This window comes from Kitasatospora aureofaciens (assembly GCF_001188955.3).
GTDB classification, from domain to species: Bacteria; Actinomycetota; Actinomycetes; order Streptomycetales; family Streptomycetaceae; genus Kitasatospora; species Kitasatospora aureofaciens.
Window position 1 is genome coordinate 198,067 of the sequence record NZ_JPRF03000002.1, and the last position, 12,227, is coordinate 210,293.

The 12,227-nt window shown below is 70.5% G+C and carries 15 protein-coding genes; 10 read left to right on the forward strand and 5 right to left on the reverse strand.

Going from position 1 to position 12,227, the window contains the following annotated elements; translation table 11 throughout:
• Positions 1–58 precede the first annotated feature (58 nt).
• Positions 59–883 (reverse strand): helix-turn-helix domain-containing protein, encoded by an 825-nt coding sequence (locus HS99_RS04695; protein ID WP_030557137.1) that lies wholly within the window; start codon positions 881–883, stop codon positions 59–61.
• 113 nt (positions 884–996) lie between these two features.
• Between HS99_RS04695 and HS99_RS04700 the strand changes: the two genes are divergently transcribed.
• Both HS99_RS04700 and HS99_RS04705 read left to right on the forward strand, forming a co-directional pair.
• A complete protein-coding gene (locus HS99_RS04700; protein WP_030557138.1) occupies positions 997–1,353 on the forward strand; it encodes a VOC family protein in 357 nt (118 codons plus the stop codon).
• 17 nt (positions 1,354–1,370) lie between these two features.
• On the forward strand, positions 1,371–1,817 hold the full coding sequence (locus HS99_RS04705) for an SRPBCC family protein (RefSeq protein ID WP_046386386.1): 447 nt from the start codon (positions 1,371–1,373) through the stop codon (positions 1,815–1,817).
• Here the strand turns inward: HS99_RS04705 and HS99_RS46275 are convergent.
• Both HS99_RS46275 and HS99_RS04715 read right to left on the reverse strand, forming a co-directional pair.
• Positions 1,744–2,370: a hypothetical protein gene (locus tag HS99_RS46275; RefSeq protein WP_232543310.1), complete on the reverse strand. Its 627-nt coding sequence runs from the start codon at positions 2,368–2,370 to the stop codon at positions 1,744–1,746. The genes HS99_RS04705 and HS99_RS46275 overlap by 74 nt on opposite strands.
• 11 nt (positions 2,371–2,381) lie before the next feature.
• Positions 2,382–3,356: a helix-turn-helix transcriptional regulator gene (locus HS99_RS04715; protein ID WP_030557143.1), complete on the reverse strand. Its 975-nt coding sequence runs from the start codon at positions 3,354–3,356 to the stop codon at positions 2,382–2,384.
• Between the two features lie 79 nt (positions 3,357–3,435).
• Here HS99_RS04715 and HS99_RS04720 point away from each other — a divergent pair, with 79 nt between their 5' ends.
• From HS99_RS04720 to HS99_RS42270, 3 genes are read left to right on the forward strand one after another with little or no spacing between them, the layout of a single operon-like run.
• Positions 3,436–4,170, forward strand: coding sequence for an alpha/beta fold hydrolase (locus HS99_RS04720; protein WP_030557145.1), 735 nt, complete (start codon positions 3,436–3,438; stop codon positions 4,168–4,170).
• Positions 4,171–4,192: 22 nt separating this feature from the next.
• The gene (locus tag HS99_RS42265) at positions 4,193–4,522 is read left to right on the forward strand and encodes a DNA glycosylase AlkZ-like family protein (RefSeq protein WP_232543309.1); all 330 of its coding nucleotides are present in this window, start codon (positions 4,193–4,195) and stop codon (positions 4,520–4,522) included.
• Positions 4,523–4,561: 39 nt separating this feature from the next.
• Complete coding sequence (locus HS99_RS42270) at positions 4,562–5,011, forward strand: hypothetical protein (RefSeq protein ID WP_030557149.1); 450 nt, start codon at positions 4,562–4,564, stop codon at positions 5,009–5,011.
• Between the two features lie 4 nt (positions 5,012–5,015).
• Here HS99_RS42270 and HS99_RS04735 read toward each other — a convergent pair whose 3' ends face one another.
• A complete protein-coding gene (locus HS99_RS04735) occupies positions 5,016–5,306 on the reverse strand; it encodes a hypothetical protein (RefSeq protein ID WP_030557151.1) in 291 nt (96 codons plus the stop codon).
• Positions 5,307–5,439: 133 nt separating this feature from the next.
• Here HS99_RS04735 and HS99_RS04745 point away from each other — a divergent pair.
• The 4 genes from HS99_RS04745 (at position 5,440) to HS99_RS46280 (ending at position 10,139) form a co-directional block, all read left to right on the forward strand.
• Positions 5,440–6,692 (forward strand): IS3 family transposase gene (locus HS99_RS04745; RefSeq protein WP_370863221.1). Its coding sequence is split into 2 segments (ribosomal slippage): positions 5,440–5,722 and positions 5,722–6,692, totalling 1,254 coding nucleotides; the frame shifts between segments, so codons are not numbered across the junction.
• Positions 6,693–7,614: 922 nt separating this feature from the next.
• Positions 7,615–8,178, forward strand: coding sequence for a hypothetical protein (locus HS99_RS04750; RefSeq protein WP_141763664.1), 564 nt, complete (start codon positions 7,615–7,617; stop codon positions 8,176–8,178).
• A gap of 316 nt (positions 8,179–8,494) precedes the next feature.
• Positions 8,495–9,127, forward strand: a complete 633-nt coding sequence (locus tag HS99_RS04755) for a hypothetical protein (protein WP_030557157.1) — start codon at positions 8,495–8,497, stop codon at positions 9,125–9,127.
• Positions 9,128–9,356: 229 nt separating this feature from the next.
• Entirely contained in the window at positions 9,357–10,139 is a 783-nt protein-coding gene (locus HS99_RS46280) for a type IV toxin-antitoxin system AbiEi family antitoxin domain-containing protein (protein ID WP_030557159.1), read from the forward strand.
• 1,043 nt (positions 10,140–11,182) lie between these two features.
• Here the strand turns inward: HS99_RS46280 and HS99_RS40705 are convergent.
• Complete coding sequence (locus HS99_RS40705) at positions 11,183–11,779, reverse strand: CbrC family protein (RefSeq protein ID WP_232543313.1); 597 nt, start codon at positions 11,777–11,779, stop codon at positions 11,183–11,185.
• Positions 11,780–11,808: 29 nt separating this feature from the next.
• Between HS99_RS40705 and HS99_RS04770 the strand changes: the two genes are divergently transcribed.
• Entirely contained in the window at positions 11,809–12,132 is a 324-nt protein-coding gene (locus HS99_RS04770; RefSeq protein WP_030557161.1) for a hypothetical protein, read from the forward strand.
• Positions 12,133–12,227 lie beyond the last annotated feature (95 nt).

Sequence of the window (12,227 nt, forward strand, 5' to 3'; positions counted from 1 at the left end):
ACGCCAGATCGACGCCCTCACCACCGCTGGGTGTCGGCGCATCTTCTCGAGGACAACTTCAGTCCGGAACCAGCACATCCGATCGGCTCCTGGCCGCCCGCGACGCACGCGAACCGGGGGCAAGCAGTCGGCGCAACACGGTGGGAGTGTGTCCCACGTGCTCGCGGACGGTGCGGGTCAGATGAGCCTGGTCGGCGAAGCCAAGCCGTGCGGCCAGGTCGGCGAGACTTGCTTCGCCCTCGGCGAGTTGGTCCATGGCCTGGGAGACGCGCACGCGGTTGCGGTAGCGGGTCAGCGAGACGCCCGTCTCTCGCGAGAACACCCGGCTCAGTCGGTAGGGCGACACTTTCAACAGCGCGGCCAGTGAGCAGAGTCCTGCGGCCTCCGAAGCCCCTTCGGTGATCGCCTGACGCGCCGCAGCGGCCAGAGTCCGATCGGCCGACACCGGACGTAAGGGCAGCCCGCCGGCCGCCGCCGCGACAAGGCGAAGCAGCTCCTCCGTCAGCGCATAGTCGAGGTCGTCGGTTCCTGTGGCGCCCAACAGGCGACGGTGGGCGAGATCGACGCGCGCATCCACGTACACCGTCGCCGCAGCCAGCGGACGTCCCAGGAGGGACGGCTTGAAGCTGACCGACGTGCAGACGTCGCCCCCAGCCGGGTGCGCGAAGCGCTCTTCCTCGCCCGGCACGCCGAGGTACGCCATGGTCGGGTCCAGATCGGCATCGGTTCCGTCGGCCCACCGCCGAAACCTGCCACGTCGTACCAGCACCAAGCGGTGATCGTCGCGGGCCTCCGGCTCCGACCATCGGGTGTGGTCCGACCGGCAGCCAACGGCCGCCACGGTGAACTCAGGCCGGGCAGCAAGGGTCGACGCGGACAGCATGCTCCGGACAGTACGCGCCGGGTACGACAGAACGGCCCGCAAGGATCTTCAAGACCGTCGGTGCCATCGCCCCGGATGCTTGAGGTCACCTGATGACACGAAGGGAGCCATCAATGGCCGTCCACGCGGAGCTCACCGCGATCACCATCGACAGTGCCGATCCCCGGGCCCTCGCCGAGTTCTACCGGAAGGTCACCGGCTGGGACGTCGCGCAGGCCGACGACGACTTCGTCTACCTGGGCCAGGGCCCGATCCGGCTGGCCTTCCAGCGGGTTGCCGGCTACAGGGGGCCGGGCTGGCCCGACAGCGCCAAGCACGCCCACCTCGACTTCAAGGCCTCCGACCCGGAGGCAACGGTCAAGGAACTGCTCTCGGCGGGAGCGACCAAGCCCGAGTTCCAGCCCGGGGAGGACCAGTGGACCGTTCTGGCTGACCCCGAAGGACACCTGTTCTGCCTCACTTCGGCCTGACCGGGAGTTGATCGCCAATGGCCTCCGTCCACAAGGAATTCGTCATCGACGCCCTTCCCGAAGCGGTATGGGCTGTGCTCAGCGACTACGGCGCGGTGCACGAGCGGCTTGCGCCGGGGTTCGTCATCGACACCCGCCTGAGCTCGGACACCCGCACCGTGACGTTCGCCGACGGCACGATCGTCCTCGAAAGACTCGTCGACCTCGATCACGAGACGAAGCGGGTCGCCTACACCGTCGTCGGTGGGAGCCTCCATCCGTCCCACCACCACGCCTCCATGCAGGCCCTTCCGGAAGCCGAAGGCCGGACGAGATTCGTGTGGCACATCGACGTCCTCCCCGACACTCTCGCCGCGCCGATCGCCGAGTTCGTCGAACACGGCTCGGCGGTCATCCGCCGCACACTGGAAGCCTCGACGACGCCCAAGCGCGAACCGGCACGCACACCGCCCCGACCCCGATGACGAGACGACTGAGCGCCGCCCCGAAGTCGAGAAGACCTTGGGGTCCGGCCAAGGTGAGCCCAAAAGCCGCCATGAAATGATCTTGGCGAGGTAAGGGCCAGCTTCGGCGGCGGGCGGCCGGGTCCTGAGCGGCGACGTGCCGGGCGACCGCGGCGACGCCGGGACGGGCGTACCGCGCCAGCGACCGGACGGAGGCGTGCCGGGAACGGGCCAGCAGCATCGGGGTGCTGGTGCCGTCCTCCGCGTCGTGGGTGAGCGCGCTCTGGCTGAAGCCTTGCAGGTCGGCCCACTGCTCGGGTCGGGCGAGCGGGTTGGCCAGCAGCCGCGTGGCCTCCTCGAAGATCTCCGCCGCCCGACGGTAGGACAGTCGGGCCCGGCCGGTGGTCGGGCGGACGTCGAGGCTGAGGGTGCCGGCCGGGGCCCGGTGCTCAGTGAGGAACAGCTCCTCGGTGCGGCCGGCGATCAGGCGGGGCAGCAGCTGGGCGGCGCCGGACTGCCAGTGGATCCACTCGGAGGCGCCGCCCTTGGCCTTGATCAGAGGCCCTGTCGCCATAAATCCGGCATTTACCGCGACAGTTCTCCTGGCATACATTCGGCTGCTGCTGTGAGCTGTTCGGCCAGATTCTTGAGGGCTGGCCGGAGTTCGTCGGGGCGGTGGATGGTGAAGGGCCATTCGAGTGAGGCGAGCATGTGTGCCATGCCGTCGAGGCTCTCTGCCCGGGCTTGCATCCGGACGCCGCTGGGTTGGGCGGTGAGTGTGACAGCGGTGTTCGCCAGCCTACGAGCGATCTCGTTGAGGGGGCCGTGGATGGTCACTTCGACCTGCCAGCGGTAGGGCCCCTGAGCGAGGGTTGAGGTGAGGTGGGCGACGGCGTCGAAGCCGTCGGGGGTGGTGAAGGCCTTCGTGCGGGGGGTGACGGAGGCGATTCGGTCGATGCGGAATGTCCGCAGGTCGTCGCGGAGGTGGTCGTGGCCGACGAGATACCAGCGGCCGGTATGGAAGACCACGCCGTAGGGGTCGATGTCGCGCTCGGTCTGGTCCTGCCGCCGGGACTGGTAGTTGATGCCGACGGTCGTCCTGGCGCGGGAGGCGCGCGCGAGCGCCAGCAGGATGTTGCTCCCGGGGGCCTGCGCGATCACGGCGTTCGCGGTGAAGGACAGGGTTTCCCGCATGGCGGCGAGCGGTTCCCGCAGGGCGTCGGGAAGCACTCTCTCGATCTTGGCCCGGGCGCCCACGGCGGCAAGCACGGTCGTACCCATCCCGAGGCGTTCGGCCGCGAGGAGTCCGAGGACGACAGCGAGGGCCTCGTCATTGGTGAGAACCAGAGGTGGCATCCGGTAGCCGCGGGCCAGTCGGTAGCCGCCGTAGCGGCCGCGCTCGGCCTCCACGGGGATGCCCAGGTCGCGCAGGTGGGCGATGTACCGGCGGATGGTGCGGACGTCGGTGTCCAGCCGGTCGGCCAGCTCGGTTCCGGTGAGCCCGGCGTTCGACTGGAGCAGTTCCAGCAGGGTCAGCACACGGGTCAGGGGATGCGACATGGATCACTCGATATTTCAGGGCTGATTCTGTCCTGTATCGACTCTACGCTTCCGAAGCACCTCATTTCAGGGAGATCACATGGCCAACTTCGTACTCGTTCCCGGCGCCTGGCTCGGCGCGTGGGCCTGGGAAGACACCGCCCGCGCTCTGGGGGAGCACGGCCACACGGCGCTGGCGCTGACGCTGACCGGCCTGGCCGAGCGCGCGGAGGAGGGCGGGCCCCAGACAGACCTGGACACGCACATCGCGGACATCACCGAGTTCGTCGAGAGGAACGATCTGCGCAAGGTCACCCTGGTCGCCCACAGCTACGCGGCCGCCCCCGTCACCGGCGCGGCCGGGCGCCTCAGCGACCGGCTGGAGCGCGTCGTCTACGTGGACAGCGCCCCGTTCGCCGCGGGCATGCGCATGCTAGACCTCATGCCACCGGAGGCAGCGGACCAGCTGGGCCAGCAGGTCACAGCCCACGGCGACGGCTGGCGGCTGCCGATGCCACCCTTCGAGGTCCTGAGCCTGTCCAGCAGCCTCGACGGACTGGATGAGGACCAGCGGGACGTGCTGACCGCACGTGCCACTCCTCAGCCGTTCGGCACCTACACCCAGCGCCTCGCCGACCACGCCGCGCCCGGCCCTGGTGTGGACCGTGTCCTGATCGCCTGCCGTGACTTCACGGGCCTGCTGGACACCGGGGTGCCGATGCTGGCCTTCCTCAACAACGCGCCGTGGCGGCGCTTCGACCTGCCCACCGGGCACTGGCCGATGCTGTCGGCGCCCGCCGACCTTGCCAGCATCCTCCACACGGCCGCCTCCTGATCGAGACGGGCTCCCACGAGGCATGGCAATGCTCGATCGCGAAGGTATCCGCGGGCTGCGGGCCCGCGCACAGGCCCTGGCTGGGGGACTGAGAGAAGTCTCCGCCGAGGCGGTCGTCCGCCGGGTCTTCGCGGTCCAGGCTCAGGACGCCACGGCCGCCGACCTCGGCATCCGAGTACGCGGGCGGGACATCACGGCCGCTGACATCGGTGCGGCATACGAGGATGAACGGAGCATCGTCCGCGGCTGGTACATGCGCGGCACCCTGCACACCATCCCAAGCGAAGACGCCCACTGCCAGATCGGCGTCAGCCTGAACCTGGTGTCCGACCGCTCCTCCGCCGTCGACTGACGCCTGTTCCATCGACACGTTCCCTGGCAGGCTGGGGGCATGGAACCCCTCGGTGATCAAGAACTGGGCACAGCGATTGAGAATGCCGACTCGCTGGCCTGGTCTGTCCGCGGGGCGGCCGGTCGGCAGCTCGCGAGTTCGGACAAGATCGAGGAAGTTGCGGATGTCCTTCACCGTCTTCTCTTGGACGCCCGGAACACCTGGGTCATCCAGGAAACAGCAGAGGCTCTGCTCGAACGCAAGGACACCATCGGCCTTCGCTATGTCCTGCTGGCCTATAGCCAGGCGGGCACCCACGACGCAGTGGATCATCTCGGTGCTGCCCTGGACTGCAACCCTGAATGGATGACAACTGAAGGCGCGGACCGGCTGATCAAGCAGTATCGCGAGCTGGCAGCAGACCCCGACGCCAGCGTCCGCGACGAAGCCCAACAGGTACTGGCGAAGCTGCGACCGCGCGAGGAATGGGCACGCGACTCAACCCGCTGACTCGCTAGGCACGCAGGAGACTCAGCACAGCCTCGGCCGCGGCGGTCGGGTCGGCAGCCGCGATCGACGAGTACTCATCCGCGGTGGTGAACGGAGGTCGCCCCTCGGCCCAGTACTCCAACTCCACGGGGTCGAGACTCCCCTCGATTCGGACGGTGACGCACACCCGAGCGCCCGCGGAACTCACACCCCCGATCACCAGGTCCGGGACCTGCTGGCGCACACGACGCAGGACCTCATCAACGGGCCCGCCAGCCTCATCGGGCGATGAATCAGTCTCCACGATGCTGATCATGCCACTCAGCGGTGATCGCCGGGACCGGGCTGGTCCCAGTGGCTGTTGTCGTTCCGATCTTGAGCGGTGCCGATCGAACGGGTGAACCGCCCCGGGTTCGGTGGAGACTCGATTTCGTGTAAGGATTCGAGTCATGGCGCGTCCTTCCTCCTACCCGCCTGAGCTGCGCCGTCGTGCGGTGCGCATGGTCGCCGAGGTCCTCGGTGACTACCCGAACGAGTCGGCCGCGCTGCGGGCCGTCGCGGAGAAACTGGGCATCGGCTCCGCCGAGACCCTGCGCAACTGGGTGCGACGCGACCAGGTCGACTCCGGGCAGCGCCCGGGCACGACCACGGAGGAGTCCGCGCAGATCAAGGCCATGAAGAAGGAGATCGCCGAACTCAAGCGCGCCAACGAGATCCTCAAGGCCGCGGCGAGTTTCTTCGCGGCCGAGCTCGACCGGCCACACCTGCGCTCGTAGCGTTCATCGACGAGCACCGGGGCCGCTTCGGCGGCGTCGAGCCGATCTGCCGCGTGCTCACCGAGCACGACTGCAACATCGCCCCCTCCACGTACTACGCCCACCGCAAGCGTCTGGCCTCGCCGGCCGCCCGCACCGTACGCGACGAAGAGCTCAAGGCTCTCATCAAGAAGGTCTACAACGCCAACTACCGTGTCTACGGGGCTCGGAAAATCTGGAGGGAGCTGGGCCGGCAAGGCCGAGCGGTGGCCCGCTGCACCGTCGAACGCCTGATGCGCGAACTCGGCATCACCGGTGCTGTCCGCGGCAAGAAGGTGATCACCACCATTGCGGACCCGGGCGCCGAACGCGCCCCGGACCTGGTCGACCGCGACTTCGTCGCCGGCGCGCCGAACCGCTGCTGGGCCGCCGACTTCACGCACATCGCCACCTGGGCCGGAGTCGTCTACGTCGCCTTCGTCGTGGACACCTTCTCCCGGCGCATCGTCGGCTGGTCGGCCGCGACCTCCAAGGAGACCCGGCTTGTGCTGGATGCGCTGGACATGGCGCTGTGGCAGCGTGATCGTGACGGATTCCCCCATCAGCGAGGCGAGTTGATACATCATTCGGACGCCGGGTCGCAGTACACGAGTTTCCGGCTCGCCGAACACCTGAACGCCGCCGGCATCGCGGCCTCGATCGGATCCGTCGGCGACGCCTACGACAACGCCCTCATGGAGTCCACGATCGGCCTGTTCAAGACCGAGCTGATCAAGCCCCGGCGACCCTGGCGCACCCTCTCGCAGGTCGAACTCGCCACCGCCGAGTGGATCGACTGGTACAACCACCGCCGGCTCCACGGTGAGATAGGCCACGTTCCGCCAGCCGAGTACGAGACCGACTATTACCTCACCACCACAAAGCCGCAGGTCACAACCACAACCTGAGATCTCTATCGAACCCGGGGCGGTTCACTTCGAGTCCGGTGACATCGACGGTGTCCGGCAGGCCCTGGGGCGGGCGGAGGTGTCCGTGATCGAGGTCCAGCAGAGCATGCATGACCTGCGGGTGGCCATCGGCGACGCGCAAGAGGAGTGAAACCGCTCCCGGACAAGATGGGAGGACAAGGCCGTTGACGGCGGGGCCCGGCGGAACGCACCCTCGATGCCCGCCCTGCGGAGCTGGTCCACTACTGATCGGGGACACCCCCGGGTGACTCCGTCGGGAGCAACCCCGGCGGCAGGCGGCAGGGGGCTCGCACAGACTGGTACAGGCCGGTCCGCGTCCGAACCCCCGAGCGGGCAGCGGACCGGTGCTCCGCATCCGCGCGCCGCTTCCCGGACCCGTCGACGGCCTTGCTCGCCAGCCGTTGGTGCGCTGCCGGATGGCATGTTCGCGGCCGAAATTGCGCAGGTCAAAGCCCTGGCCACCGGCTGACAGGCGGGTCTAGCATTCCCGGCACGGCGGCCCCACCACAGCGCCCACCGGGCCGCCGAGCAGAGCAGCCGCGCCTCCCGCAGGCGCTGCTGGCCTCCCACCGGCCGGGCCCGCGCGGAACGCACCCCCTCGTTCCCGGGCCCGGCCGCCTGCGCCACAACTCTGGACGGCTTCGGTGTCGCATCCCGGTACGCGCCGAGTGGACTTGTTCCTTCGGCGACGGGCGCGGCGCCCAGTGCCACCGTCGTGATGTCGCCGACCGCGCCCGGGGAGGCCGCCGACCGGGCCCTGCGCATCACCGTGTAGCGGTCGGCCGGGTCCCGCGGGGCGGGATTGGCCTGTGGGTGGGTGATGTTGCGTGGTTTTCGGGTGGGCCGGGGTGTCGGTGTGCGATACCGGGAGCTCGGGAGTGGTTGGGCGGCAGAGGTGGCGGTGGATTCGATGCGGGTGGGCGAGGCGCGGGAGTGGATCGGTGAGGCGGTGGTGGGGGCGGTGCGCGCGGGCTTCGCCCGTGACCACGAGACGATGGGCTATGCGGAGCGTCCGGCGCCGGAGCCGGCGTTCAAGGCGGGGCGGGAACGGACCGGACACGACTCCTCACGCGTGCCCGAAGTACCGAAGGCCTTGGTGGAGTCGTGGACCACCGACGACACACCGGGCATGTTCTTCACGTACAAAGCCGAGTACGGCGGGCCGCCTCTCATCCAGCTGTCGGTCCGCCGTACGTGGGCGCGCCAAGTGGCCGCTGCGGGCTGGGCGGTGCTCGGCGGCTGCGCGGTCCTGGATGTTCTGGACTGGGATGAGAGTGTCAGCCCGCGTCGCCCGGCCCGGGTGCGGGCCGCGCTGGTCTGGGCCGACTACGACGCGGGCATGCACGGCTGGCGGGCCCACGCGGACAACCGCGACCTGCGCGTCGCCTGGGGCCCGCAGGGCCAGGCCACACTCGTCATGCCGTGGAAAGAGCCTTCGGCCGGCCACGAGGTCGAAACCGGGTAGGTCCATGTGTCACGCCCGCACCTGGTTAGCCCCCCTTCACCGGCTGCGCGCCGGCACTCCGGATAGCGGGCGTGACCTGTTCGCCCTGGCCGGGGCCGGCCTTGGTGACGGCTGCCGGCTGGTACGCACGGCCGGCGACGTGTGTACGGCAGCGCCGGGTCGTGCTTTTCCCACGCGGGGTGCCTGTGCCCGGGTCTCTTCGACGCGGCCTTGGCCGCACTGGCCCGTGACGCCGACGGGTGTCGAGTCCTCAGCTGACATCACCCTGTCGCCCTGCCAACGGGCCGCGCCCAAAGACCGGGTGGACACTCGACGTGTGCCTGCCGACCTGCTGACCGCCGACGAGTGCGCCCTCGTTGACGCCGTCGCGGCCCTGACCACCGGGGCGGTCTGCCCGGCTGCCCGCGTCGTGCTCGCCCAGGGACGCCTGTTCACTCCCGCGCCCTGGCCGCGCTCCGGCGCCCCGCGCCGCGGCGCGCCCGGGCGCTGTCACCGCAACGCACTTCGCCTCGCCCGGCTCCTGCCGGGCGCCTACGTGGAGGGATATGCGCTCACCACCGAGGGGACGGTGCGGGCCCACGCGTGGTGCGCGACCGGCGATGGCACTGTGCTGGACCCCGCGTGGTCCGAGGGGGCGTCCCGGGCCTACCTGGGGGTGCCCATGGCCCCGGAATTCGTCCTCGCCGTCCAACAGCGCACCCTCACCAAGACACGGTTCCTCGGGGTCCTCGACGAGAACGTGCAGGCCCGTGACGCCGGGCGCATCTTCCAGGCCGGCGTGCCGCTCCACGGGATGCTCGACATCGGCCGAATCCCGGCCGCCCCGTTCCCCAACCGCTCACCAACAGGCGTTCCCAGTCACCATCACCGCCACGTCGCTCCACCTGCACCCACGCCGTCCCGCGCAACACCCGGGCCGCTGCTCCAGCCTGTTCGAGGCACCGGGTGAACACGTCGACAGGTGCTGCGGGCTGCAGCTTGGCAGAGCGGGTGGGCGTTGGCCGGGGCTCCGACCACCCGGGCCCCGCTGTCAGCCCGTCCCGACCGCGGCTTGCAGGCCGGTGGTGAGCCTCTTCCGCGGCCTTCGTGCGCGCGGTTTCTTGTCGGCGGACGCGGTGGCAGGGTAAAGATCGCACAGTCCCTGCGGCAGATCGCGGGGGCGGAGGAGACGAGGAACCGTGGCAGAAAGCCGTTTCAGTGAGACCATCGCCCAGCTGGAGGCGGAACTTCCCGACATCGAGGCCCGGCGCCGGCGCCTGGAGGACGAGCTGACCGCCGCCGTGGCGCGAGAGAACGCCGTACGCGGCGCCATCGAGGGCCTGCGGGCCCTGACCGAATTGGTGGCCTCTCAGGACATGACGCCGGTGGGCGGTGTGCGGGCGGAGGCGGACGCCATCGTCGGGGTTCGGCCGCAGCAGCTCGCGGCCGAAATCGAGGAGGCGCTGCACCGGGGCGGGGAGCCGGCCGAAGAGGGCACCTCGGGCACGGACACGGTCACGAAGACGGCGAAGAAGGCCGCTGGGAAGAAGGCGGCCCCTGCGAAGAAGACCGCGGCGAAGAAAGCGACACCCGCGACGAGGGCCGCAGGGAAGAAGGCGGCCCCCGCGAAGAAGACGGTGGTGAAGAAGACCACCGACGGCGCGCGGCCTGCCGCGGCGAAGAAGACCGCCGCAGCCAAGGGGGCCGGGCCCGTGCGCACCGGCGCCGAGCCGCCCACCGCAAAGCGCGGAACGGCTGCGCCCGCGCCCAGACGGCGAACGACCGGTGCCACCTCCGAGACCGTGCTGGCCGTGCTGGCCGACGCCCAGGGACCGCTGCGGGCCCGGGAGGTGACCGCCCGGCTGGGAATCGAGGAGTCGGCGGACAACGTGAACGCGGTCCGCACCGCGCTGGAGCGCCTGACCAAGGCCGGCCGGGCGCAGCGCCCGGGCCGTGGCCTGTACGCGCAACTGGACGGCTGACCCGCCGGGGCCGGTTCGCGTTCCTGCCCCGGCTGCACCGCCGGCCGGTCGCGTGAGATCGCCGGGTGCGGCATCCGGCCTGTCGTGTCGTCGCCGTTCCTGTCTGAGATGCCGGAGGCCGCCACCTGCGGGTGGCGGCCTCCTGTGCCTTCTCGGGGCCTCGGCAGCCTACCGCCGACCCCGGACATCGCCTGGGAGCGGGCCCGCGACCGGCCGCCCGAGGGCGGCCGGTGCCGAGGTGAACGCCACCGCCTGGGCGTGCGCGCCCGGCCACCGTGAGGACGCCTTCGAGTACGGATGACCCCGATCGTCTCGTTCCCCGGTCACCGCTGACCTCCCCGCATCGTGCGGCCGGTGCGATACGGGGGCGTGTCGTGGCCCGCATGACCGTTCCCGGCGGGGGCACGCTGTCGTCCATGACGACACCTCGACCCCGTCGCAGCCGGCGCCTCTCCCGCGCCAAGGCCCTGGGAGCACCACTGGGCACGCTGGATATGCAGCGCCCGCCTGCAGTCCCCGAACCGCCCCGCCTGCCCGCACCGGCGGCGCAGCGGCCCGCACCGGCGACGCCGGCAGCGCGGAGGCCCGCACCGCAGGCGCCCGTGCCTGGCATCCCCGCCCCGGCCCGGGTGCGGGAGGAGCCGTGCTGCCGGGTGCGCACCGAACGGTTCGTCAGCCTCGGCGGCACCGTCTTCGTGATCCACCGCCATCAGCCCGCCTGCCCGCGCTGGACCATTCCCGCCACAACCTGAACCCCCGGGGCGGGGCCTCGCGGCCGGTCACTCAGCCAGCTGGGAGGTGTCCGGACGGGCGGCCCGCTTCAGTTCCATCTCGGTTTCAGCACCGCCACACAGCAGGCCCGCAACCGGGCCGCCCAGACCTCGAGGCCGCCCAGCGGGTGCCGCAGCCCTGGGCCCCTTGCTGGTGGTTGTGGTGGGTGGGTTGGGGCGTTGGTCGGTGTGGCCGGGCGCTGCGCTGTGCTCCTGTTCTCGCGTCCGGCTGGTGCCGGCCGCTCGTGTGGGTGGGGCGGGCGGCGGTGGCGGTCAGGCGGGCTTTGGGGGTGGTGGCCACAGGAGACGGACTTTGCCGTAACGGGCGCGGGCGGCGTCCGCGCTGAGTCCGAGCGCCTCGCCCATCGTGGCCCAGGTCGCGCCGGCCTCGCGATCGGCGATGGGTGTAGTTCCCTTGAAGGGAAAGGCCCGTGCTGGACCGTCGCTATGACGCGTCGGCGTAGGCGAGGTGGGCGCCGCAGACGGTGCAGCGGAAGAGCATCGCGCTTGGCCCTGCCCGAGGTGGGTCAGGAAGTTCTCGAGCTGGGATGCGTTGTGCCAGCCGTCGATCCGCAGGTCGGTCCGAAGCTGGTCGAGCGCCTCGGGGTGGGCGGCGAGTTCGGCGTATCCGACCTCGCCGATGAAGGCGGCCGCGTCGTTGCAGTGGACGAGCCAGTGCGGGTCCTGCCAGGCGTGAAAGCCCGGGGTGCGGCGGGTGACGTGCTCCAGGGTCTCCTCGCTGACGCCGTCGAGTCCGTATGAGTCGGTGAAGTCACCTTCGAATCGTTCGGCGGCGCTGCCGTCGGCGATGCACCAGGGGCAGAATCGCCCGCTGACGTCCTGGGCCGTGTAGAAGGTCGCGGTGTAGATCCAGCCCGTGGCGCGCTCGCCGGCGCCTGGTGTTCTTCAGCGACCTGACCCTGTGGCTGGACGGGCACGGCAGCGACTGGGGACAGCGAGGCACCGATTGGGAGGGCGGCCTGCGCCAGCTGGAGGACGCCCCCTCGCCCGTGCTCTACCTGACCCTCAGCCAGTACCACCACGCGATCCTGGCCGACTCCAGCCGCCAGGGGATGAAGCTGTACTTCGGCGACGGTACGGTCGAGCAGGTCACCCCCGAGGTTCGGGAGAAGGCCCGCGCGTTCATGCAGCAGACCCTGGAGCGGGACTGGCCCGGCTACATCGGCGGCCTGATCGCCGACGGGAAGCTCCGCACCGCCTGACCGCGCACCTGGCCCGAGGCGGCAGGCTCCCCTCGGGCCCGCCCCGGCCGGTGCGTGCCGCACGGCTGCGCCCGCGCGCTCTTGACGGTGAGTCA

Bases quoted from the DNA above. Each gene is read 5' to 3' on its own strand.
- HS99_RS04695 (WP_030557137.1), bottom strand. From the start codon at position 883: ATGCTGTCCGCGTCGACCCTTGCTGCCCGGCCTGAGTTCACCGTGGCG.
- HS99_RS04700 (WP_030557138.1), top strand. From the start codon at position 997: ATGGCCGTCCACGCGGAGCTCACCGCGATCACCATCGACAGTGCCGAT.
- HS99_RS04705 (WP_046386386.1), top strand. From the start codon at position 1,371: ATGGCCTCCGTCCACAAGGAATTCGTCATCGACGCCCTTCCCGAAGCG.
- HS99_RS46275 (WP_232543310.1), bottom strand. From the start codon at position 2,370: ATGGCGACAGGGCCTCTGATCAAGGCCAAGGGCGGCGCCTCCGAGTGG.
- HS99_RS04715 (WP_030557143.1), bottom strand. From the start codon at position 3,356: ATGTCGCATCCCCTGACCCGTGTGCTGACCCTGCTGGAACTGCTCCAG.
- HS99_RS04720 (WP_030557145.1), top strand. From the start codon at position 3,436: ATGGCCAACTTCGTACTCGTTCCCGGCGCCTGGCTCGGCGCGTGGGCC.
- HS99_RS42265 (WP_232543309.1), top strand. From the start codon at position 4,193: ATGGCAATGCTCGATCGCGAAGGTATCCGCGGGCTGCGGGCCCGCGCA.
- HS99_RS42270 (WP_030557149.1), top strand. From the start codon at position 4,562: ATGGAACCCCTCGGTGATCAAGAACTGGGCACAGCGATTGAGAATGCC.
- HS99_RS04735 (WP_030557151.1), bottom strand. From the start codon at position 5,306: ATGATCAGCATCGTGGAGACTGATTCATCGCCCGATGAGGCTGGCGGG.